Genomic DNA, 23,975 nt, shown 5'->3' with positions numbered 1-23,975 from the left:
GTCAACAGCCGGCTTTACCGATGCTAATGCATTTGGCTTCTCTGCTGGCGCAAGTGGAATAGAAAATGTAAATGCTTTGCAAAAAGCAATCGATAAAGGGGGAACGATAGTCGTTTCTCAGCCGGGGCTTTATAAAATTGCCTCTACGCTTTATATTGGAAGCCATACAGCTTTAATATTGGTAAAGGCGTTTCTCTAAAGAAAGTTGATGAGCAAGGTGATTTTGCGTAAGTCATCATTAACATTTTTTACAATAATCGGATTATTAGTGTAATGGTTAATATAAATGGAATCACAAAAATCAATACTTCATTAAAAATGTATATAACTATCTGAAAATGAGCAATGTAATTTACCTGAAATTTACTCAAATTTCTGTCAGTCAGTGTTTTAGTGGATTTTTACGCAAATCTGTTAAAGAATGTCAGTTGTTAGAAATTGGTATTAATTGTGGTGGCTCTTTGGACAGTAAAATCGGAGTAATCCAATCTCCTCCAAATCTTCCGGGCTGGGATAATATTTCTATCACAAAACTATTTCAACAGAAATATAATGTTCCTGTATTTCTTCAAAACGATGCAAACGCGTGTGTCTTGGTCGAATGGAAAATTGGAGCTGTAAAAAGATCTAAAAACATGATATTCATGACTTTGAGGATAGGATTGAGGAATGGTTTGATTTTAAATGGAAAATTATATGCAGATACCAACGATTTGGATTGTGAAATTGGGCATATTCGGTTAGACGAAGGTGACCCTGAAGTATATAGAAAAAAAGGATCTTTTGAGGGTTTTTGCAGCGGTTCAGGTATTATACGAATGGCACAGATAATGGCGGTTGAAAAAATGGAAAAAGGAGCGCGCGTTTCTTTCTGTGAAAGCTTAGATGCCGTACAAAATATTACTAAAAAAGATGTTGCTATTGCCGCTGCAGAAGGAGATAAAGCAGCAATTGTTGCGTTTGATAAATCAGCTAAATACCGAGGAATTGGACTGTCAATTTTAATTGATATTTTAAATCCTGAATGTATTATAATTGGTAGTGTTTACTCCAGAAATCCACATCTTTTCAATGTCGTATGCATTAGTGTTATCGAAAAAGAAGCTCTCGAACCAACATGGAAAGTATGTGAGATAGTTCCTGCCGAGCTGGGTGACAAGATTGGCAATTTTGTGAACTTAATTGCAGCAATCGACGGGGTCGATGGTCTAAAATAATAAAATAAGTGGATTTTTTTTTAAATGCAGAAATCTAATTTAACAGAAAATGTATAGTATTAATATTGTTCAATCTCATACAAAAATTCCCAATTATCTATATTTGATTGTGTTTCTTCTTATTGCATTAACATCATATGGTTGTACCCATAAAAACAACGTTGTTCATGTGGTAGGTAATCAATCTAACGATTTTTATAAAATTCTCAGTCAGAATAATCAAATAGAAACAGAGCTACATGATTCTCCGATGAAAGCAGCAATAAAAGCTAAAAACGGTGAAGCACTAATGCTTTTTGCAGATAAATATCCTGCTGAAAGGTTAGTGGTTTCTTCCGATTTTTTTGAGATTGTAAAAGAAAAGGGATTAAAGGTATATTTGGAGTTTCCATCATTTTTGCCCGGTATTAACTTGCAAGAAACGGTTGTGGCCGATTTGGAGCGTGCAGTAGTTAATTCCTCTTTTTTTAAGGGGATGCCCGACAGTTTAGATGTGTTAAGTATAAATGGATTTAACTACATCTCCACAAATGTGGTAAAAAGTTATATTGTTGCGGCAAAGGTTGCCGGATTTGATAGGGCAGTCTATGGATTGCCTGAAAAAACTGTGCCCATTCTGTTCGAACTCTCCGATTATCCGGTTTTGGTTTCAACAACTAACCTCAGTAATGTGGTTCAAGGTCGTTATACTCCCCAAAAAGCATGGGCAGGAGTTTGGAAATTTATTCTTGACTATGTGTATCCCGGGAATTCGGTTTTTGAACTTGAGTGGGAACCTGAAATACAAGCATCATTCGAAAAAACAGAAGCGTTGCCCGCACACTATCAAAAGAAAAGTATTGAAAAAGGAGCTGCCTGGTTTTTTAATAGTAAAATGTTGGTTCATGAATCGCTTGAAGATACTTTGGAGATAATGAAAGCTTCAGGAAATTGGATGCTTGATTGGAATGCTTCAATCCCAGAAGGCGATGGAAAAAACGGAGTTTTCGAATGTGTATTTTCAAGAATAAATGAAAAAGGCAGCCAGCCAATTGGTATTGTCAGGCGTGGCGACTGTAATGCTGAAACCGCCATGGCTTTGGCATGTGCTGGTAAGGTTTTAAAGAAACCGGAATATTCTAAAATTGCTGAAAATATTTTAGATTTTTATCTTATTGAATCGGATGCCATGAAAGGAGAATACGGTAATCCCAATCATGGAGCCTATGGTTTAATACCTTGGGGAATTAGTAATTATTCTTGGTATCGTGCCAGTTATGGCGATGACAATGCTCGCTTCCTGCTTGGCGCTTTAACTACTTCGGCTCTTTCCGGCTCTGAGCGGTGGGACAGTCTGTTAATGAAATCGATGATTGCTCTGCTGCGTACAACCGGGAAATCAGGTTTTCGAGGCAGCCGCATCGATATTCCCGATTTTGAGGAGAATGGTTGGAGGCATTACTACGAGAGAGATATAAAGCACTATTCCCCACATTTTGAAGCCTATGTTTGGGCGTGTATGTTGTGGGCTTATCATAAAACCGGTGATCAGATATTTCTTGAAAGAACTGAGAAAGCCATTAAAGAAAACATGCAAAAATATCCGGAAGGATGGCAGTGGACAAACGGTATTGCGCAGGAAAAGGCCAGAATGTTACTGCCGATTGCCTGGTTGGTACGGGTAAAAGATACTCCGGAAAGCAGGGATATGCTCTACAGAATTGTAGATGATCTTTTAAAACTTCAAGATACGTGTGGAGCAATTCGCGAGGAACTGGGGAATTTAGAAATGGGAAAATATCCTCCTCCACAAAATAATGAAGCATACGGAACAACAGAGGCACCGCTTATTGCTCAAAACGGAGATAAAGTGAGTGATTTACTGTATACAACAAACTTTGCTTTTTTAGGTTTGCATGAAGCCTATTATGCAACTAATGACCCGAAAATAAAAAAGGCTGTCGACAAGTTGACTGAATTTTTATGCCGTATCCAGGTGGTTTCTGAAAAGCACCCTGAAATTGATGGGGGTTGGATGAGAGCTTTTGATTATGGTCGATATGAACATTGGGGCTCGAATGCTGATCACGGATGGGGAGCCTGGGCCATTGAAAGTGGCTGGACGCAGGGATGGATTGTTTCCATTTTAGCTCTAAGGGAACAGAATACATCAATATGGGATTTGACTCTCGATTCGAAAGTTAAACAGCACTACGCAGGTTTGAAGAAGCAGATGTTAGCTGGGATAGAATAATTTAACTTTTAAACCTCTATGGATTAAAAATCCAAAGAGGTTTATTGTTGAATAACGCATCACTCTTTTGAAATTTGCAATAATCAAAGCCAGCACTTCAAAATTTTTTACCTTCTGTAGTTTAACAGCTTACCTACTGGATTATCATTTAATTCTAAATATGACTTGTCGCTTTAACTGTTTTTCAGAAAAAGAGAGAGCAAACTAAATATTAGGTAAAGTACCAAGGGAATTACATTTTGGTTCCATGCTTTTGACTACAATCGTTGGTGGGGCTCAAATTCTGATTTGGGATGGGGCGTATGGAGCACAGAGGTCAAGGTTGGATAACTAAAAGGCTAATGATTCAGGAGATGAATTGCGGTTCTTAGTCTCTTGGATGAAAGTTAAGGCATGTACTATATATAAGGTTAGAAGCGGATAAAAGAGATATTATTTAAAATGAGTATACCATTCTTTAGATTTTCAAATAAAGTATTGAAGGGCCGTATCATGAAAGCTGTATTTGTGCATGGCAAACAATATATTGTTCAAAAAAATACAGCGGCAGGCCGGTAGGAAAAAAAATAAAATATAATATTGTACTTTCTTTTGAAATGATCTGGTCAAAAAAGAGAATTTTCCAACCGATTATGGTGGCATCATTAAAAATATGTAAATCAAAAGTTTTAATACTATGACTGAACAAAAGCAAATACCCCGAAGAGATTTTATAAAAACATCAGCCGTTGTTGCTTCAGCATTAACTGTTCCAGCGCTATTTACGCCAGGATGCGCTGAAGATAAAGCTGAAAAAAAGCAATGGCCGGCAGGAAAACTAAACATTGCAGTTGTAGGGCTTGGCATGGGGTATAGCAACATGAGAAATTGTATGGAAGAGAATATTGTTGCACTTTGTGATGTGGATGAGCGGAGAACAAAAGGCCGGTTGGATGAGTTTAAAGAAAATTATCCGGATAAAACAGTTCCATATGATTATCAGGATTATAAAAAAATGTTTGCTGAAATTGGAGATCAAATTGATGCCGTAATTATAGCGACACCAGATCACACACACGCTAAAATTACCCTGGATGCGATGAAACTGGGTAAACATGTTTATTGCCAAAAACCGTTGACCCATTCTGTATATGAATCGAGAATATTAACGCAGGCAGCCGAAAAATACAATGTGGCTACCCAAATGGGAAATCAGGGCGCCTCGGGAGACCAGGTAGCGTGGATATGTGAAAGCATTTGGAATGGTGACATTGGTGAAATAAAGGAAGTTCATGCATGGACGAACCGTCCTATCTGGCCTCAATGCCTGAACCGCCCGGAAGACACGCCACGAAAACCTTCTGAGTTGGATTGGGATTTGTGGTTGGGGCCAGCCCCCCAGCGTCCGTATTCGCCATGGTACCATCCGTGGAACTGGCGTGGGTGGTTCGATTTTGGTACCGGTGCTTTAGGCGACATGGCCTGTCACATTTTAGATCCGGTAATGCGTAGTTTGCGTTTAAAATATCCGACAGGCATCCAGGCAAGTTCATCCAAATGGACCATCGAATCGCCGCCGGAGTCGGAAAAAATAACTTATTATTTTCCGGAAAGAGAAAAATACCGGAATGTGGAAATGCCGGCAGTGGAAGTAACCTGGTACGATGGCGGCCTTATGCCTAACCGGCCTGCCGAACTAAAAGACGGAGAAATGATGGGTGACCGCGATGGGGGTGTGCTGTTTATTGGCAGCAAAGGCAAAATGATGTGCGGGTGTTACGGAAAAGACCCCAAGCGTTTGCCCACCGACCAGTTTAAAGAATATGCCCCGGAAATAAATGAACGTATTGTTCCCGGCGGTATTGGAGGCCACGAAAAAGACTGGATTAGAGCCTGTAAAGAAGATCCCACCGTCCGGGTAAAAACGAAATCCCATTTTGGATATGCCGGCCCTTTTAATGAAGTAGTAGTTATGGGAACTGTTGCTGCCCGGCTATCAGGTTTAAGGCGGATATTGGAATGGGATGGGAAAAATATGCAGTTTACAAATATTAACAAGGGAGAAAAAATAGGGTTGCCAAAATTTGTTAAGTTAGACGATGACAGTGGCGTACCAAAGTACAAATCAGAATATGAAGAAGTTGATGCTTTGGAATATGCCCAAAACCTCATAAAAAGAAAACCCCGCGATGGTTGGGAACTGATTTTGTAAGCCTGCCACAAAAGGGAATTAAATATTCTCCTTTTCTATTACTTTGGAGTTTGTTCACGCAACAATTTCCACTCGGTTGCCGTCAGGATCAAGCACAGTGCTTTCGTAAAATCCGTCGCCGGTGGTGCGGGGTTCGGTCATTATTTTGAATCCGTCGTTGCGAATCAGTTTGGTCAGCCGGTCCACTTCGGTTTTTGTTCCCACTTTTATGGCAAAGTGGGCCAGGCCGGTGTAGTGTTTCATCGGGTCGTTTTTCGATTTGGAAAGTTTGGGCATCTCCATAATTTCCAGGCTGCAATCACCATCAAACAGTAAAAAGTAGGAACTGAATTCTTTGGAGTGGTTATAATATATCTCAGAAGAAGAGGCATCGAAATAATGCATGTAGAAATTTCGTAGTCCTTCGAGGTTGTAGGTCCAGATGGCAACATGACTGATTCGCATAATTCTAAGATTACTGATGTAAATTTACGACAAAAATTGAATTTAGGTTTCCTGTTGACAGTCAGGGAGATTGTTTTATTTTTTGTATGTTAAAAATAGTTTAAAATGAAGGAAGAAGAAAATAAAGCCGGGTTTATTACTACTTTTGTCGGTCAAATCCTTTAAGAAAAGATTGATTTTTTTGAGGATAATTAAGTTGGAAAAAGATGACAAACGGTATAAAATACACTATTCCTGCAATGCTTCAGGAATCGGTTCGTAAATTCGGCGAAAATACTTCTCTGGTTTTTGCCGGAGAAAACAACTACACATACAGGCAATTAGGCAACGATGTAGCCCGTGTTGCCGGGTTGTTAAAAGAACTGGGTATTTCAAAAGGTGATAAAGTAGCTATTTTGAGTACCAACATGCCTAATTGGGGTGTGGCTTATTTTTCTGTTTCCTGGGCAGGAGCTACGGCAGTGCCGGTATTGCCCGATTTTCATCTGAATGAAATTAAGTCCATTATTGAACATTCGGAGGCAAAAGTTTTGTTTGTTTCCAAGGCGCTGTATAAAAATCTGGATCGGGAAACGACCGACTTGTTGGAACATGTGATCCTGATTGAAAACTTTGCCGTAATTCCCAAAGGAACTCCGGCCGATCGCCTTGGAGTTCTGGAGAATTCACTTCCGGTTTTGGGGGAAGAATCTGAACCGGCCGATGTGGATGAAGAGGATTTGGCCTCTGTTATTTATACCTCGGGAACTACAGGCAGTTCAAAAGGGGTTATGCTTACCCATAAAAATATTACCTGGACAGTGGAGCAGTGTAATAGCCTTCAAAAGATAGAACCCGAAGATCGGTTTCTTTCGGTATTGCCCCTGTCGCACACCTTCGAAAATACTATCAGCTTTTTGCTGCCGGTGAAGTTCGGCGCTTCGGTACACTATCTGCGTAAACCGCCGGTAGCGTCAGTGCTTTTACCAGCGCTCCAAACTGTAAAACCTACGTTGATGTTGGTGGTTCCTCTGATTATCGAAAAAGTTTTCAGAAGTAAAATATTGCCGAAGTTTCAAAAAAACCGGGTAACCCGTTTTCTTTATTCGATGCCGCCTTCCAGAAAAATTTTAAATCGCATCGCCGCCCGTAAATTGTACCAAACTTTTGGCGGAAAATTACACTTTTTTGGTATTGGAGGCGCCAAGCTCGATCCCAGTACTGAACAGTTTCTGAAAGAAGGGAAATTTCCGTATGCCATTGGTTATGGACTGACGGAAACATCGCCTCTGCTTGCCGGTGCCGTGGTGAACCATACCCGGCTGGGATCCACTGGGCCTGCTATCCGGGGAGTAGAACTTCGTCTTGGCAATGTTGATCCGGTAACAAATGAGGGCGAAATTCAGGCGAAGGGGCCAAACGTAATGAAGGGATACTATAAAGCTCCGGAACTGACCCGCGAAGTTTTTACCGAAGATGGCTGGTTTAAAACCGGCGACCGTGGATTTTTTGATAAAAACAATTATCTGTACATCAAAGGGCGCATTAAAACCATGATTGTGGGAGCCAGTGGGGAAAATATTTATCCCGAAGAAATTGAATCGGTGATTAACAAAATGCGTTTTGTCCTTGAGTCGCTTGTGGTAGAGAAAAAAGGGAAACTGGTGGCAATGGTCCATTTAAATATCGAAGAAATTGAACAGCATTTCAAATCGCTGAAAGCTGAGGCACATCAGTTTATTTCCGATAAGTCGGAAGAAATTTTAAAGGAAATCCATAAAAAGGTAAATGCGGAGTTAAACAAATTTTCAAAACTTCAGGTTATTGTCTTACATCCTACGCCTTTTGAAAAAACCCCGACAAAAAAGATCAAACGGTTTCTGTACGCCTGATAATTGCAACCGGCTTCCTGTTGTTTTTGTATAATAAAATAACAAACCCGGAGAAACTTTGGTCGTCACCCTTCAAAGTGCCCCGAAATTATTAATTTTGTGACCTTAAAATCAAATGAATGGTTACTGAATCAAGATATAACGCCCGTGGGGTATCGGCTGCAAAAGACGATGTGCACAACGCCATAAAGAACATCGACAAAGGATTGTTTCCCAAAGCATTCTGCAAAATTGTGCCTGATGTTTTAGGGGGTGATTCAGCGTGGTGTAACATTATGCATGCCGATGGCGCCGGCACCAAATCGTCGCTGGCTTATATGTACTGGAAAGAAACCGGTGACCTTTCGGTTTGGAAGGGCATTGCACAGGATGCGCTGATTATGAATATCGACGACTTGTTATGTGTGGGTGCTACCGACAATATTCTGGTTTCTTCGACCATTGGCCGGAACAAGAATAAAATTCCCGGTGAAGTGATTGCAGCCATCATCAACGGTACCGAAGAGCTGCTGCAGGACTTGCGGGGTATGGGAATCAGCGCCTGGTCAACTGGGGGCGAAACAGCTGATGTAGGTGATTTGGTACGCACTATCATTGTCGATTCTACCGTGGTTTGCCGCATGAAACGCAGCGATGTTGTTTCAGCAGGGAATATTTCAGCAGGTAATGTTATCGTTGGATTGTCTTCTTCCGGGCAGGCAACTTACGAAGAAAGATACAACGGCGGAATGGGGAGCAACGGTCTCACCTCGGCCAGGCACGATGTTTTTGCCAATTACCTGGCAGAAAAATTTCCCGAAAGTTTTGACCCGGAAGTGCCGTCAGAACTGGTTTATTCTGGAAAATACAAGCTAACGGATGAAATAGAAGGGTTGGGCGTGAATGCCGGTCAATTGGTGCTTTCACCCACACGTACCTATGCTCCGGTTATTCAGAAAGTGTTGGAAAAGTTTCGGAAAGATATTTCAGGAATGGTTCATTGCTCGGGTGGGGCGCAGACAAAAGTGCTTCATTTTGTGGAGAATGTGCATGTAATAAAAGATAATATGTTTCCGGTTCCACCGCTGTTTAAGATTATTCAGGAACAGTCAGGAACAGCTTGGAAAGAAATGTACAAGGTGTTTAACATGGGGCATCGGTTCGAGATTTACACCAGTCAGGAAGCGGCAGAGGAGATTATTTCCATCTCGAAGTCGTTTGGTATTGATGCTCAGATTATTGGAAAAGTAGAGCCTTGTGAAGGGAAAAAACTTACGATAAACTCTGAAAAGGGAGAATTTGTTTATTAGGTTTTAACCATATTTCAATTCGCAATGAATAATATTATCTCGTCAAATATTGAAAAAATCAGGCTTTTTTTTGAAATGCATAAAATTGAAAGAGCTTTTATTTTCGGTTCTGCTGTGACCGGAGAATTTAATGAAGAAAGCGATTTGGATTTTTTGGTTCGGTTTCAGCCTGATTTAGACCCATTAGAAAAAGGGGAATTGTGGTGGAATTTACACGATAAACTGCGGGATTTTTTTAATCGTGAAATAGATATCGTTACAGAAAATTCTTTAAAAAATCCTTATTTCATTGAGGAGTTGAACGAAACAAAAGAATTGATTTATGAAAAACAGGATTAAAAAACTTCTTTTCGATATATACACAGCAATCGATAATATTGATAAATATATTGGTGAGAAGAAATATTTTGAGGATTACGACAATAATCCCATGCTTCAGGATGCAGTGGAAAGAAATCTTGAAATTATCGGAGAAGCAATGAAAAAATTATTGGCTATTGAGCCCGAAATTGAAATTTCCAACTCAAGAAGGATAGTTGATGCAAGAAATAAAATTATTCATGGCTACGATGAAATTGAAAATTCCCAATTATGGGGTATAATAATTAACCATCTTCCTGTTTTAAAAGAAGAGGTTAAAAATTACTTGGAGAAAAGTTAAAAGATAGAAAAAAGAATCGATGGCAGAATACGCATTACTTGAAAAATATGAGTCGATAAAACACAGGTTTGAGGAGGTGCAACAGCAGATTACCGATCCGGCAGTGATTGCGGATATGAAACGGTATGTGAAGTTGAACCAGGAGTATAAAAGCCTGGAAAAATTACTTACTGCATTTAAAGAATACAAAAATCTGGTCGACAATATTCAGTCGGGAAAAGAGATCCTGGCAGAAGAGAGTGACGAAGAATTGCGGGAAATGGCTCGCGAAGAGATGGAGTTGGCTGAAGAAAAGATACCGGGAAAGGAAAAAGAGGTAAAGATGCTGCTGGTGCCTGCCGATCCGGAAGACGGCAAAAATGCCATCCTGGAAATACGCGCCGGAACTGGCGGAGACGAGGCCAGTATTTTTGCCGGTGACCTGTTTCGTATGTACTCCAAATTTTGTGAGAAAAAAGGCTGGCGTCTGGAAGTGACCAATGTAAACGAAGGCACTGCCGGAGGTTACAAGGAGATTGTGGCCAATGTAACAGGCGATGGGGTTTACGGTATTTTGAAGTATGAGTCGGGTGTACACCGTGTTCAGCGGGTGCCACAAACTGAAACGCAGGGACGTGTTCACACATCGGCTGCTACGGTGGCTGTTTTGCCTGAAGCAGAAGAGTTTGATGTGGAGCTGAAAGAATCCGATATTAAAAAGGATACCTACTGTTCTTCCGGTCCGGGAGGCCAGTCGGTAAACACCACTTATTCTGCCATCCGGTTGACACATATTCCTACTGGCATTGTAGTAACCTGTCAGGATGAAAAGTCGCAGTTAAAAAACCTGGCCAAAGCAATGAACGAGTTGCGTACGCGGATTTACAACATGGAGTATCAAAAGTACATCGACGAAATTTCATCGAAAAGGAAAACCATGGTTTCTACCGGAGATCGCTCGGCAAAAATACGGACTTATAACTGGCCGCAGGGACGTGTTACCGATCATCGGATTAACCTGACAATGTATAATTTGCAGGCAATCATCAATGGAGAAATCGATGAAATTATCGAAAAACTGATGATTGAAGAAAATGCACAAAAACTGAAGGAGGCGGAGATTTAAACTATCGGTATTCTCTGTTGTTATGTAGGATATTTAAAAAGTATTCTGAAATAGTTTCAATTTGATTCTTTATTTTTGAAAAAAAATACGATGGAATATATATCGGATAGAATAACGATTGACGAAAAAATTTGTAACGGTAAGCCAACCATTCGTGGTTCGAGAATAACTGTTCAGACTTTATTGGAATTTCTTTCGGCGGGCGACTCTCCGGATGATATTTTAAAACAATACCCATCCCTCGAATTAGAAGATATTCAGGCATCGCTCAAATTTGCGGCATCTCTGTTGGGAAGAAATTATTCTATAAAACCAGTTGCCTGATGTTTAAATTTCTTATTGATGAAAACTTGCCTTACTATTTCGAGCTTTGGAATAATGAAAATTTTATTCATGTAAATGATTTACCCAATATTTCATCCGATGAAGATATTTGGAAATATTCAGAAGAAAATAATATGGTAATCATTACTAAGGACGCTGATTTTTCGAATAAAATCCTTTACAAAACTCCACCGCCTAAGGTTATTCATTTAAAGATTGGAAACAAAAGAATGAGCGAATTACATGCTTTTCTGAATAGAATATGGCCTTCCATACAGGAAGAGTTGAAAAATAATAAGCTCATTAATGTATTTCCTGACAGAATTGAATCATTGACATAACACTTTTCAAAAATGGATAGAAATCAACTTTTTCAACAAATACAAAAAAAGCGAAGCTTCCTTTGTGTCGGGCTTGATACAGATATACTGAAAATACCAAAACATTTACTGGACAAACCCGATCCGGTATTTTTCTTTAATAAGGAAATTATTGATGCCACAGCGCAATACACCGTTGCGTACAAGCCTAACCTGGCATTTTATGAAAGCCTGGGTTGGCAGGGGTGGGAGAGCCTTGAGAAAACAGTAGAATATGTCAGGGAAAACTATCCTGAAATTTTTCTGATTGCCGATGCCAAACGTGGTGATATTGGGAATACATCGAATTTATATGCCCGCGCATTTTTTGAAAAGCTTGATTTTGATGCCATAACTGTAGCTCCTTATATGGGTGAAGATTCAGTAAAACCATTTATGACTTATCCTGAAAAGTGGGTGATTTTGCTGGCGCTTACCTCCAATAAAGGTGCTTCTGACTTTCAGTTTTTGCAAAATGAAGAAACGGGGGATCCGCTTTTTGAATCGGTTTTAAAAACTTCGCAGAACTGGGGTACTCCCGAAAATCTGATGTATGTGGTTGGTGCCACAAAAGCAGAAAAGCTGAGTGAAATTCGGGAAATAGTGCCACATCATTTTCTTTTGGTTCCCGGTGTAGGAGCCCAGGGCGGCAGCCTGGAGGCAGTTGCTGAAAATGGCATGAACAGCCAATGTGGTTTGCTAGTTAATTCTTCCCGAGGGATTATTTATGCCTCAGCGGGGGAAGATTATGCTGAAAAAGCGGGAGAAGCAGCTTGCAAAGTGCAGGAGGACATGGAAAAACTTTTGAAAGGACGGAAATTGATTTAGTATCATCGTTTACACGATAATAAGTTCTATACCGAGTTCTTCCACTTCGTTAGCTGTTTTCTGAGGGATTCCTGAGTCTGTGATAATTACATCGATTTGCTCCAGGTTACATATTTTGCCAAATCCTTTTCTTCTAAATTTTGATGAGTCGGAGAGCATAATCGTCCGGTGGGCGGTCTCCATCATTCTTTTGTTTTATAAAGCTTCCTCAATGTTCGAGTTGGTGATTCCATCCTATCTACTCCGATAAACAGTTTGGAACAGGTAATATCATTGAACAATTTTGTTGCATAGTCGCCCACAACTGAAAATGATTTTATTTCTGTAGTCCAGTCTTTGGAGGTAGGTGCTGATGCAGTGGAACTCATATTCACCTTGGGAGCGAAACATTGTAAAGTGGTTTTTTGAAGCAATTATTTCGAAATAAAATCGAAATAAAAGATAATTATTTCAAAAGACAGAAGGAAATCAGATTGGATGTGGATGTTTTCTTTGAAAGAAGGTCTAAAGGTGGTTTATGGAAGCATGAATGTGTTTGATTTTTTATTCATTTGTTCGTTATTTGGGCGGGGCTGAGTTAGTTATTCCGTGTGGCTAATTTATTGTTTGTTAGAATATAGTTGTGTATGTTCTTGATTGTTTGTTAGCTTACCGAATTTATATATTCGGTTAATTTTGTTCTGTATATTCTGTGTCTGATGCGGATTCATTTTAAGCAACTTCAGTATTAGAAATTCGATGGCCTGTTTTTTCTTTGATACCCGATAGTTTTTCGTGAAATTACGAATGTGAAATTTTAGTGCTAAAAATGACTTTTAGAGCGAGTGTTTGTTCGGTAAGTTTCTTTTTCTTTATATTTGTTGTTATAATTAGTGGCGTAAGGGCTTAAATCGAAATTAATATGTACATTTTGGTTTCGTTTTAATGGTCTTGAAAAAAATGAATAAAAACAATTACAGTGCATCTTCTGCGTGTGATATTGAATTTATCAAAATCCTTTCCAATAACCTGTAGCGGGGACTTGTGCATAAATTGAAATTCGAGACTGGGAAACGAATCGAAAGATTTTTTTTTTGAGAGGTGAAGTGTATAAAAAAAACTGGAAGTTTTTATAACGATAAAAGCAAGATAAATAAATGAATAGGAATAATTTTCTGAGTGCGATTTCAGGGAGAAACTTTGCTTGTGATATTCTTGTTATTGGCGGAGGCGCAACAGGGTTGGGTGTCGCTGTAGATGCAGCCACCCGTGGATTTAAAACAGTTCTTTTAGAACAGAGTGATTTTGCCAAAGGGACTTCAAGCCGGAGCACAAAACTTGTTCACGGTGGGGTACGATATCTTGCTCAGGGTAATGTCCGGTTGGTGATAGAGGCGCTTCGGGAAAGGGGAAGGATGCGCAGAAATGCCCCTCACCTGGTTAAAGATATGCGGTTTATTATCGGAAACTATAAGTGGTGGGAGCGTCCGTTTTATTCAGTGGGCCTCACTTTATATGATATACTGGCTGGGAAAATGGGGCTGGGACGTTCGTTGCCCATGTCTGTAAAAAAGGTGATGAAAGAAATTCCGGGATTAAAGCGGATGGGGTTGAAAGGCGGAGTTGTATATCATGATGGTCAGTTTGATGATGCGCGAATGGCGGTTTCCCTGGCACAAACCGCGGCAGATAGTGGCGGAATTTGTTTAAACTATATGAAGGTGACCGGTCTGGAAAAAGATATAAACGGGAAAATTACCGGCGTAAAAGCGAGCGATTTACTTGCTGATAAAGAATATAGTATTAAAAGCAAGGTGGTTGTGAATGCGACGGGTGTGTTTGTGGATGAAATCAGGTGTATGGACTCTCCTGAAACGAAGAAGATGGTTCGGCCTAGTCAGGGTGTCCATCTTGTTGTGGATCAGAAATTTTTGGGAGGTAAATCGGCCCTGATGATTCCGAAAACAAGTGATGGCCGTGTTCTGTTTGGTGTTCCCTGGCATAATAAAGTGGTGCTCGGAACCACAGACACCCCCCTGGAAAATCCTGAATTGGAACCCCATGCTTTGGAAGAAGAAGTTGATTTTATTTTAGATCAGGCAGGTCAATACCTTGCTGATCAGCCTACTCGTGCCGACGTGCTTTCTGTTTTTGCAGGTCTTCGTCCGCTGGCTGCTTCAGATGCCGGTGATAACCAAAAAACAAAGGAAATTTCGCGTAGTCATAAGATTTACAAAACGAAATCGGGATTGCTTACCATTACCGGCGGCAAATGGACCACTTACCGTGAGATGGCCGAGGAAGTTGTAAATTTGGCGACGAGGATTGGAGCGCTCGAACAGAAGAAATGTGTGACAGCTAACCTGAAATTACATGGGTATGCAGCAAAGGTAGATGATTCGACCTGGGATTATGTTTACGGAAGTGATGCCGAAAGAATTGCTGAATTAATTCAGGAGGATAAGAAAAACGGAGATCTTCTGCACCAAAATTATACGTTTAATGTAGCTCATGTACTTTGGGCTGTAAAAGAAGAAATGGCTCAGACAGTGGAAGATGTGCTTGCCCGGAGGTTGAGGGCGCTGTTTCTCGATGCCCGGGCGGCCATTGAGATGGCTCCCGAAGTTGCCCGGATTATGGCAAAAGAATTAAACTACAGTGAAGAGTGGCAGCAAGGACAGGTTAAAGAATTTACAGAACTGGCAGGGCATTATATTGTACATTGAAATAAGTAGAAGCACCCATTGAGAAGGCAGCGATTCGTGGTGCCCGGGGTTAGGAAGAACTTGATGTCATTGATGACCGGTTGGTTACCACTATTAAAATGGAACAGGATTTTGGTATATTGAATATTTTGGTGCTGATCGGAAAGACTTGAAAGAATAGTTTGTTAATGTCCTCTGCGGTGCCTGATTTGATTGTGGAAAGGAGCGATAATTAGCTTTTATATTTGTAGCAGAAAACTAACGGAATCTTCAGGTAACTTATTTTCTTTCTTCCCTTTCGTACGTTTGTAAAATTATTTATACTTTTGCAGCACTTTTTTTGAACAATGGGCTGGAGAACAAAATATGATGTGGAGTTTAAAGGCCTTAAAGAAGGCCTGCACGAATTCGAATTTGATATTCGGGATGAGTTCTTTGAACATTTTGATCAGGGGTTGGTGAGTGTTGGTAGTTTAAAGGTGACTGTACGGCTTGAAAAGCGAAGTTTATTTTTGAAACTGCGGTTCCGTCTGAATGGATGGGTGGAGCTTACCTGCGATCGTTGTCTCGAAAACTACAGGCAGAAAGTGAAGTATAAAAATGAGCTTTTTGTAAAATTTGGAGAGAGTGATTGTGAAGACGATGAAATTATTTGGGTTTTACCCGAAGAGCACCGGATTAACCTGGCTCAATTGTTTTATGAATACATTGTGTTGAGTATTCCGATGAAACATGTACATCCTGATAAAAAGAACGGAGAGAGTGGCTGTGACAAAGAGATGATTGACAGGTTGTTGCAGCTTGAATATAAAGAAGAGAGAAAAGCCGACCCGCGATGGGAGGCATTGAAAAACTGGAATAATAATTAAAATTGAAATATCATGGCACATCCAAAGAGCAAAACATCGAAAACGAGGAGGGACAAAAGACGGACACATTACAAAGCTTCCCTTCCTACTCTTGCTACATGTTCCAATTGCGGTGCAACGGTAAAATACCACCATATTTGCCCGGAATGCGGATATTACAGGGGAAAACAGGTAATTGAAAAAGAAATTGCAGTTTAGGGGGTAGTCACCCCCTTTTTTTTGTCTTATAGCCAGACTTTTTGAACTTATTAATTTATTGTTCTGCAAAAAATTAAGTATTATTTAACATCTCCCGACCTTTTCCTGAAATAAGTACATTTTCAACTTTTATTCATTTTATATTCGCAGCCTGAAAAGAAAAATTTAAGTAAATGGCTAAAATCAGGGCAGCGATTACGGGAGTGGGCGCTTTTTTACCGGATTACCGGTTGACCAATGATGAATTGAGTACCATGGTAGATACCACCGACGAGTGGATTATGCAGCGTATTGGTATTAAAGAGCGGCGTATCTTAAAAGATAAAAACAAGGCTACCAGTTATATGGGGGCCGAAGCAGTAAAAAATTTGTTGCAAAAAACGGGTACATCTCCTGATGAAGTCGATTTATTGATTTGTGCCACCATTACCCCTGACATGCCTTTCCCGGCAACGGCAAATATCATTGCCCATAAAACCGGTATCCATAATGCATGGAGTTTTGATTTGAATGCAGCCTGTTCGGGGTTCATTTTTACATTGGCAACGGCGGCACAGTTTATTGAGTCGGGACGCTACCGGAAGGTTATCGTGGTGGGCGCCGATAAAATGTCTGCAATAACCAATTATAAAGATCGTACTACCTGTCCGCTTTTTGGTGATGCAGGGACAGCCGTATTGCTTGAACCAACAATCGAAGATGTAGGGTTAATCGATTATATTCATCATGTTGATGGCCTGGGGCGTCACCATCTCCACATGAAAGGCGGCGGTTCATTGAGGCCGGCATCGCAGGAAACGTTGGAAAACAACGAACATTATATTTTTCAGGAAGGACAAATTGTTTTTAAATATGCTGTGACAGGCATGGCTGATGTGGCTGTTGAAATTATGGAACGTCATAACCTGAGTTCAGAAGATATTACATGGTTGGTGCCCCATCAGGCCAACATGCGCATTATTGAAGCGACTGCCCGCAGAATGGGACTAAGCAAAGACAAGGTAATGATCAATATTCAGAGATACGGGAATACCACGGCAGCTACTATCCCGCTGTGCCTTTGGGATTATGAAAAACAACTCCGGAAGGGTGACAACATCATTCTGGCTGCTTTTGGGGCAGGGTTCACATGGGGGAGCGTTTTTCTGAAATGGGCGTATGACGGACAGTAACAGTTTTTGGAAAATAACTTTTGTTTTGCTATGCAAATAAAAAATGTGTAATTTCAGGCGGATTATTTCAACGCACTTAAACAGAATTGTATAGAGGGTTGATTTATAGTATATTAAAATGAAATTAAAAATGGCAAAACAAACATCAAACTTTAGCGAAAACCTTAACCAATCCATAAATATTATAAACGAAGGTACACTAATTAAAGGCGATATTGCAGCAAACGGCGATATTCGCATCGACGGCGAACTGGTTGGGAACATTAACTCAAAAGGAAGGCTGGTAATCGGCCCGAAAGGGAAAGTAGACGGAGAAGTGAATTGTAACAATATAGAAGTAGCAGGATATATAAAAGGTAAAGTAGTGGTATCTGAGTTGCTGACCATGAAAGCTTCGGCTAAAATTTACGGAGATATCATTGCCGGAAAGTTATCGGTTGAACCGGGTTCATTGTTTACCGGAACCTGTTCAATGGGAGGAGACACCAAAGATTCGATCATAAAAAATGAAAAACCGCCAGTCGCCAAAGAACAACAAAAATAAATATGATGCTTTTATTCGTTATTCAAGTCTGGGGTTTGAAATGATGATTATGATTGTTGCAGGGACATTCCTCGGATACAAAATAGATCAATGGATGGATAACGAATTCAAGGGTTTTACCTTAGGGTTGATGGTTCTTTCGGTAATCGGTTCGATTATTTATGCTACCCGTAAACTTTTAAAAAAATGAACAGGGAATTACGACAGTTTATTACAAGAATATTTATTGCTTCTATTGTTTTAGCGGCTGCCGGAGCGGGAATTTTTGCCTTTGTTGTTCCGCAACACTACCTCCCGGTTTTGCCCTGGATGCTGGGCTTTTTTGCCTTAATTACGATATTGTTGCATGGGTATCAGTTGAGATTGGCTAAAAAAGATGTGGCTCGTTTTACCCGAAGTAGTATGCTGGTTTCGCTTTTCCGACTGATGCTTTATTCCATATTTGCCATTGTTTATATGGTTGTCGATTCAACAGAAGTAGCTGCTTTTGTGGTAAGCCTGGTTGTAATTTATATCGTTTTTACTTTTATTGAAGTTGCCGACTTGTCCCGGATTTCAAGAAGCAATCAAAAATGAGTTTGCAGTTTGGTGTTGGGATCTTTGGAATTTGATATTTCCCATGCTCATTCATATATAAGAACTGACTATAAAAATACTTCGGCAATTGCCTGATCATCGGATGCGAAGGAATACATAGCTTGCGATTTTGTATGACCGCCTGAAAATTCAAAAAGGGATTTTACTTTTATTCGCTTTAAGTTTCCTATTTAAACTTTAGACATTAAACATTAAACTTTTGCCCTGTTTTTCCTATTTTTGTGCCGCATTTTTTAACCGTTATCATTCTGAAAAAGAAAAGCATGGAAATACCGAGTAAATACAACCCGGCAAAAGTAGAAGGGAAATGGTACCAGTATTGGACCGACAAGAATTTTTTTCACTCTGAACCCGATGGCCGGGAACCTTATACAATTGTAATCCCACCACCAAATGTAACTGGCGTGCTTCATATGGGGCACATGCTGAACAATACTATCCAGGATATTCTGGTACGCCGTGCGCGTATGACCGGGAGAAATGCCTGCTGGGTGCCCGGGACAGACCATGCTTCCATTGCCACAGAGGCTAAAGTGGTGAATAAGCTCCGCGAGGAAGGAGTCGACAAGTACGATCTTACCCGTGAAGAATTTCTTGAACATGCCTGGGACTGGACCCGTAAACACGGGGGAATTATTCTGGAGCAATTAAAAAAGCTGGGTGCTTCGTGCGACTGGGACCGCACTGCTTTTACCATGGACGAGACCCGGAGTGAATCGGTCATCAACGTTTTTGTGGATTTATTCGACAAAGGGCTTATTTACCGCGGTGTGCGGATGGTGAACTGGGATCCGGCAGCCAAAACTGCTCTTTCAGATGAAGAAGTGATTTACAAAGAAGTCAAGTCAAAACTGTATTATCTGAAATATAAAATCGACGGGGAAGATGGGTACGTCACAATTGCCACTACACGGCCCGAAACCATTCTGGGGGATACTGCCGTATGTGTGAACCCTGCCGACAAAAGGTTTTTTCACCTGAAAGGAAAACGGGTGCTGGTTCCGCTTATTAACCGTTCAATTCCTATTATTGAGGACGATTATGTAGATATGGAATTTGGTACGGGCTGTCTGAAGATTACGCCGGCGCATGATATAAACGACTACGAAATAGGATTACGGCACAATTTGCCTACTGTCGATATTTTTAACGATGATGGAACACTGAGTAAAGCAGCCGAAATTTTTGTTGGAGAAGATCGTTTTGAAGTGCGCGAAAAAATTGTTCCCGAATTGGAAAAGGCAGGGAACATGGCACGCATCGAAGACTACACCAACAAAGTAGGCTTTTCGGAACGTACCGATGTGGTTATCGAGCCAAAACTTTCAGCACAGTGGTTTCTGAGAATGGAAGATCTCGTAAAGCCGGCGCTGGAAAATGTGATGAACGATACCATTAAATTTTATCCGTCGAAATTCAAAAACATTTACCGGCACTGGATGGGCAACATCAAGGACTGGTGTATCAGTCGTCAGTTGTGGTGGGGGCATCAAATTCCTGTTTACTACTTGCCCGGTGGTGATTTCGTTTGTGCCGAAACTGCTGAAAAGGCTTTGCAGAAGGCAAAGGAAAAAACCGGCAATAAAGACCTTGTTCTTACTGATCTAACGCAGGATGAGGATGTCCTTGATACCTGGTTTTCGAGTTGGTTGTGGCCCATTTCTGTATTCGATGGCATCCGGCATCCGGAGAACGATGATGTGAATTATTATTACCCAACCTCTGATCTGGTTACCGCACCCGACATTATTTTCTTTTGGGTTGCGCGTATGATCATTGCCGGGTATGAATACAGGCAGGAGTACCCGTATAAAAATGTTTATTTTACCGGGATGGTGCGCGATGCACAGCGCCGGAAAATGTCGAAGTCGTTGGGGAACTCACCCGATCCACTGGATCTGATTGCCAAATATGGAGCCGACGGGGTTCGCGTGGGTATGTTGCTTTGTTCCCCTGCCGGTGGCGATTTGCTGTTCGACGAGAGCTTGCCACAACAGGGAGCCGGATTTGTGACTAAAATCTGGAACGCCTTCCGGCTGGTAAAAAACTGGGAAGTGTCGAAAGAAAAGGAACAACCCGAACATTCGAAACTGGCTGTTGAATGGTTCAGAAATAAATTGAATGAGGTGGTTTCGACACTTGATTCGCAGTTCAGCCAATTCCGGATTTCAGAAGCGTTGATGACCGTTTATACCACGGTTCGCGATGAGTTTTCGGGCTGGTTGCTGGAGATTGTAAAACCACCATATCAGCAGCCGGTTGATGCCAAAACCTTTAGGGAAGTGGTGGATATTTTCGATCAGTTGCTGAGGTTGATGCACCCGTTTATGCCGTTTGTTACGGAAGAAATCTGGCAGCTTTTAAAAGAGCGAAAAGAGGGGGAAAGTATCATGATTAGCCAGATGCCGGTAGCAGAAGGTTACGATGCTGTATCGCTTGCAGCTTTTGAAAATGTGAAAGAGGCCATTTCAGGAATCAGAAATATCAGGAAAGAAAAAAATATTCCCAATAAAGATGCGCTTGAGTTAAAAATTCAGCAGGGAGATAAAGGTTATGAAGACGGATTTGCGCCGGTTTTGAAAAAACTGGGCAATCTTACTTCGCTTGATTTGGTCTCTGAAGAGGTGAAAGGGGCTGCTTCTTTCCGGGTAAAATCCACTAACTTTTATATTCCCCTGGATGGTTTTATCGATGTGGAAGAGGAATTGAAAAAGCTGGAAGAAGAGCTGGGATATACAAAGGGATTCCTGAATTCTGTAATGAAAAAGCTAAATAATGAGCGGTTCGTAAATAATGCCCCTGAAGCTGTAGTTGCCAAAGAAAAAGCAAAGCAGGCAGATGCAGAAGCCAAAATAAAGGTGCTGGAAGAGCGGATTGCCGGGTTGAAGTAATAATTAGGCTGGTATCACCGGATACCCGTAAAGGGAATGAGTATTTTACCGGCCTGTATCCCTGAAAAGATATGTTTATTTGTTACTTAACGGTTCTTTAACGGCTATGAAATAAAAAGAGGGTTTATTTGAAGTAAGAATTGAAAAAGGAAGATTTCCTAACGAAAGAAGTTTTTTAACATGAATTATTCATACATTCTTAATGGAACAAATAAAGTTCAGGACAACCCCGGCTTTGGTGAAGTGTAACTTCTTTCAGATGTTTTTCCGTAACCTCAGTCGTTCCGGGTTGGTAGAAGAGTGATTGAATTTTTTGGTGTTTGAAGCTGTTCGTCCCGAAATGTTTACTTTTTCGTCGGATTTGTTTTAATTCTCTCTTATCCCTTTTTGAAGTTGTTCCCAGGTTGTCTTAGTGAAGGCAACCTTTTTTGTTTTTTTTCTTTGCACTTCTTCGGAAAGAAAAACAATATTGGAATCCCAAATCAGATAAATCCGGAATAATTGCAGAGGTTTTATGGTCGGCTTCTGTAAACTCTTCCTGTTTTTTTTTCCGGATAAAATTCATTTCACTAAATTGAGCTCCCATTTTTTTAACGGACTAAATTTTGATAATTATGACACAAAGAAGGGATTTTATTAAAAACACGCTGGCTGGTACAGCGGGAATAGCTATAGGGGGATTGGGCTTTAGTGCCAAATCCTATGCATCAATTAAGGGGGCCAACGAACGGGTTACTATGGCGGTTATTGGAATCCGCGGACAAGGGAACGGACACATTGATAAATGGTGTTCATTAAAAAGTAACCGGAATGTTTTTCTTAAAACACTTTGCGATGTAGATGAAGCACTTTTTGCCGAACGGGCTAAAAATGTGGAAAAAGCCATTGGTACCAGACCAGTTACCGAGTGGGATATGCGCCGGGTTTTTGAGGACAAGGAAATTGATGCAGTTTCATTTGCCACACCCAATCATTGGCATGCATTAGGCACCATTTGGGCTTGTCAGGCCGGAAAACATGTTTATGTGGAAAAGCCAGCCAGCCACAATGTTTTTGAAGGCCGCAAAATGATTGAAGCAGCACGTAAATACAACGTCCGGGTACAGGTAGGTTTCCAGAACCGCTCTATTGCCAACATAATAGAAGCCATGAAATTTTTGCATGATGGCGGTATTGGTGATGTTTATATGGCTAAAGGACTTTGCTATAAGCCACGTGACTCGTTTGGAATTGCGCCTGACGGCATGCCGCCCGAATCCCTTCATTATGATATGTGGCTCGGACCTGTGCAATGGCGTCCGTATAACGAAAAAAAGGGACATTATAACTGGCATTGGCACTGGGACACCGGAAACGGTGACACTGGAAATCAGGGGCCACACCAGTTTGATGTTGCCAGGTGGGGGTTGAATAAGGATGAACATCCTGTTTCTGTTTACTCCACAGGTGGAATTTATGGGATCAGTCCGAAAGAATGCTCGCAGGAAACACCCAATACCCAAACTTCACTGTTTACCTACGAAGACGGAAAGGTACTGGAATTTGAAACCCGTGGGCGTTATACACACGGAGAGTCAAGCCTGAACACCAAAATTGGGAATATGTTTTATGGTACTGAAGGCTACATGGAAATAAACGGAACTACATGGAAAGCATTCCGTGGAAGAGAGACCGAACCATTTGCCGGATCGGCAGAAGAAACTTCGGAAGTGCCGCAGGATCCTACTTTCCGTGCTGCGCCGGGAGGTACAGAGCATTACGCCAATTTTGTCGATGCTATTCGTTCACAGAATAATTATGACCTGAACTGCGATATCCGCGAAGGCTATTATTCAACGGTCCTTCCTCTTTTAGCCAATATTTCTTACCAGCTGAAGAGGGAACTTACTTTCAAAGGAAAGTATGAAAAATTTGCCAACGACCCGGAAGCAGATATGATGCTTACGCGCAATTACAGAAAACCATATGTAGTGGGAGACGAAGTATAATATCAATTGAATTTGATGGTGAGCCTTAAATTGTTTTGATTATTTTGGGTTTAGGCAAGGCAAAAAATTGAGACATAGCCATAGCTGCGGCGATATTTTTAACGAAGCATAAACTCAAAAGAACGGAAGAATAAGGCTCAGAGTCATGTTTAATTGATATAAATTATCAGAATGATAAAAATGGATCCGGTTTGATAAAAGCCGGATTTTTTTGTGCAAAAAGAAAAATCCCGGAGCCACTGCTCCGGGATCAAAACTAAACCTAACTAAACCAAACTTATGAAAAAACAGCAAATTGCGTTTCGTAAACTGTTACCAATAGAACGTTTGAACGTTTAAATTGTTTTCTTTAATTGTTTTCATTGCTGTTAGGAAATAAACAAATAATATGCCAAAGAATGATTTTTTATATTAAAATTGAGATTCGCAAAAAAGAAGAGGCATAATTTTCGATATTAAAAAATAAATATCTTTGCGGTGAATTTGCCGAAGGCATAGATTTATATGCAA

Annotated in this window: 23 protein-coding genes; 21 read left to right on the top strand and 2 right to left on the bottom strand. The window is 40.7% G+C overall.

What is annotated here, in order from left to right; all coding sequences use genetic code 11:
• The 4 genes from D1164_RS23865 to D1164_RS22340 form a co-directional block, all read left to right on the top strand.
• The coding region (locus D1164_RS23865; protein WP_172594594.1) for a hypothetical protein at positions 1 to 199 on the top strand (199 nt) is incomplete at its 5' end.
• A 139-nt stretch (positions 200 to 338) separates the two neighbouring features.
• A complete protein-coding gene (locus D1164_RS22350; RefSeq protein WP_119352137.1) occupies positions 339 to 1,217 on the top strand; it encodes an ROK family protein in 879 nt (292 codons plus the stop codon).
• Positions 1,218 to 1,266: 49 nt separating this feature from the next.
• On the top strand, positions 1,267 to 3,450 hold the full coding sequence (locus D1164_RS22345) for a hypothetical protein (protein WP_119352136.1): 2,184 nt from the start codon (positions 1,267 to 1,269) through the stop codon (positions 3,448 to 3,450).
• A gap of 676 nt (positions 3,451 to 4,126) precedes the next feature.
• Positions 4,127 to 5,641, top strand: a complete 1,515-nt coding sequence (locus tag D1164_RS22340) for a Gfo/Idh/MocA family protein (RefSeq protein ID WP_119352135.1) — start codon at positions 4,127 to 4,129, stop codon at positions 5,639 to 5,641.
• A 54-nt stretch (positions 5,642 to 5,695) separates the two neighbouring features.
• On the opposite strand, the gene D1164_RS22335 is transcribed toward D1164_RS22340, so the two are convergent.
• The gene (locus D1164_RS22335; RefSeq protein ID WP_119352134.1) at positions 5,696 to 6,085 is read right to left on the bottom strand and encodes a VOC family protein; all 390 of its coding nucleotides are present in this window, start codon (positions 6,083 to 6,085) and stop codon (positions 5,696 to 5,698) included.
• 206 nt (positions 6,086 to 6,291) lie between these two features.
• Between D1164_RS22335 and D1164_RS22330 the strand changes: the two genes are divergently transcribed.
• The 8 genes from D1164_RS22330 to pyrF all read left to right on the top strand — a co-directional run bounded on the left by D1164_RS22330 (position 6,292) and on the right by pyrF (position 12,522).
• Positions 6,292 to 7,956: an AMP-binding protein gene (locus D1164_RS22330; protein WP_119352133.1), complete on the top strand. Its 1,665-nt coding sequence runs from the start codon at positions 6,292 to 6,294 to the stop codon at positions 7,954 to 7,956.
• A gap of 119 nt (positions 7,957 to 8,075) precedes the next feature.
• The gene (locus tag D1164_RS22325; protein ID WP_119352132.1) at positions 8,076 to 9,245 is read left to right on the top strand and encodes an AIR synthase related protein; all 1,170 of its coding nucleotides are present in this window, start codon (positions 8,076 to 8,078) and stop codon (positions 9,243 to 9,245) included.
• Between the two features lie 24 nt (positions 9,246 to 9,269).
• Positions 9,270 to 9,584: a nucleotidyltransferase family protein gene (locus D1164_RS22320; protein WP_119352131.1), complete on the top strand. Its 315-nt coding sequence runs from the start codon at positions 9,270 to 9,272 to the stop codon at positions 9,582 to 9,584.
• The gene (locus tag D1164_RS22315; RefSeq protein WP_119352130.1) at positions 9,568 to 9,906 is read left to right on the top strand and encodes a HepT-like ribonuclease domain-containing protein; all 339 of its coding nucleotides are present in this window, start codon (positions 9,568 to 9,570) and stop codon (positions 9,904 to 9,906) included. The genes D1164_RS22320 and D1164_RS22315 overlap by 17 nt, the downstream gene beginning before the upstream one ends.
• A 19-nt stretch (positions 9,907 to 9,925) precedes the next feature.
• Positions 9,926 to 11,011, top strand: coding sequence for a peptide chain release factor 1 (prfA, locus tag D1164_RS22310; protein ID WP_119352129.1), 1,086 nt, complete (start codon positions 9,926 to 9,928; stop codon positions 11,009 to 11,011).
• Between the two features lie 90 nt (positions 11,012 to 11,101).
• Positions 11,102 to 11,335, top strand: coding sequence for a DUF433 domain-containing protein (locus tag D1164_RS22305; RefSeq protein ID WP_119352128.1), 234 nt, complete (start codon positions 11,102 to 11,104; stop codon positions 11,333 to 11,335).
• Positions 11,335 to 11,676, top strand: coding sequence for a DUF5615 family PIN-like protein (locus D1164_RS22300; RefSeq protein WP_119352127.1), 342 nt, complete (start codon positions 11,335 to 11,337; stop codon positions 11,674 to 11,676). Before D1164_RS22305 ends, D1164_RS22300 begins: the two co-directional genes overlap by 1 nt.
• A gap of 12 nt (positions 11,677 to 11,688) precedes the next feature.
• Complete coding sequence (gene pyrF, locus D1164_RS22295) at positions 11,689 to 12,522, top strand: orotidine-5'-phosphate decarboxylase (RefSeq protein ID WP_119352126.1); 834 nt, start codon at positions 11,689 to 11,691, stop codon at positions 12,520 to 12,522.
• 9 nt (positions 12,523 to 12,531) lie between these two features.
• Here the strand turns inward: pyrF and D1164_RS24000 are convergent, their stop codons facing one another.
• On the bottom strand, positions 12,532 to 12,708 hold the full coding sequence (locus tag D1164_RS24000; protein WP_206611093.1) for a DeoR/GlpR family DNA-binding transcription regulator: 177 nt from the start codon (positions 12,706 to 12,708) through the stop codon (positions 12,532 to 12,534).
• Between the two features lie 950 nt (positions 12,709 to 13,658).
• Between D1164_RS24000 and D1164_RS22285 the strand changes: the two genes are divergently transcribed.
• From D1164_RS22285 to D1164_RS22245, 9 genes are all read left to right on the top strand, one after another.
• On the top strand, positions 13,659 to 15,227 hold the full coding sequence (locus D1164_RS22285) for a glycerol-3-phosphate dehydrogenase/oxidase (protein ID WP_119352125.1): 1,569 nt from the start codon (positions 13,659 to 13,661) through the stop codon (positions 15,225 to 15,227).
• Positions 15,228 to 15,553: 326 nt separating this feature from the next.
• Entirely contained in the window at positions 15,554 to 16,075 is a 522-nt protein-coding gene (locus D1164_RS22280) for a YceD family protein (RefSeq protein WP_119352124.1), read from the top strand.
• A gap of 12 nt (positions 16,076 to 16,087) precedes the next feature.
• Entirely contained in the window at positions 16,088 to 16,273 is a 186-nt protein-coding gene (gene rpmF, locus D1164_RS22275; protein WP_119352123.1) for a 50S ribosomal protein L32, read from the top strand.
• Between the two features lie 173 nt (positions 16,274 to 16,446).
• Positions 16,447 to 17,445, top strand: a complete 999-nt coding sequence (locus tag D1164_RS22270; RefSeq protein WP_119352122.1) for a beta-ketoacyl-ACP synthase III — start codon at positions 16,447 to 16,449, stop codon at positions 17,443 to 17,445.
• A gap of 130 nt (positions 17,446 to 17,575) precedes the next feature.
• Positions 17,576 to 17,989, top strand: coding sequence for a bactofilin family protein (locus D1164_RS22265; protein ID WP_241558317.1), 414 nt, complete (start codon positions 17,576 to 17,578; stop codon positions 17,987 to 17,989).
• Positions 17,952 to 18,179, top strand: a complete 228-nt coding sequence (locus D1164_RS22260; RefSeq protein WP_119352120.1) for an AtpZ/AtpI family protein — start codon at positions 17,952 to 17,954, stop codon at positions 18,177 to 18,179. The genes D1164_RS22265 and D1164_RS22260 overlap by 38 nt, the downstream gene beginning before the upstream one ends.
• Complete coding sequence (locus D1164_RS22255) at positions 18,176 to 18,565, top strand: hypothetical protein (protein ID WP_119352119.1); 390 nt, start codon at positions 18,176 to 18,178, stop codon at positions 18,563 to 18,565. The genes D1164_RS22260 and D1164_RS22255 overlap by 4 nt, the downstream gene beginning before the upstream one ends.
• 284 nt (positions 18,566 to 18,849) lie before the next feature.
• Positions 18,850 to 21,477, top strand: a complete 2,628-nt coding sequence (locus D1164_RS22250) for a valine--tRNA ligase (protein ID WP_119352118.1) — start codon at positions 18,850 to 18,852, stop codon at positions 21,475 to 21,477.
• Positions 21,478 to 22,091: 614 nt separating this feature from the next.
• A complete protein-coding gene (locus D1164_RS22245; RefSeq protein ID WP_119352117.1) occupies positions 22,092 to 23,465 on the top strand; it encodes a Gfo/Idh/MocA family protein in 1,374 nt (457 codons plus the stop codon).
• Positions 23,466 to 23,975: the final 510 nt, after the last annotated feature.

This window comes from Mariniphaga sediminis, assembly GCF_003573545.1.
Taxonomy (GTDB): Bacteria; Bacteroidota; Bacteroidia; order Bacteroidales; family Prolixibacteraceae; genus Mariniphaga; species Mariniphaga sediminis.
The sequence above is the reverse complement of the archived record's forward strand: the minus strand, read 5'-3'. Positions and strand labels throughout refer to the sequence as shown.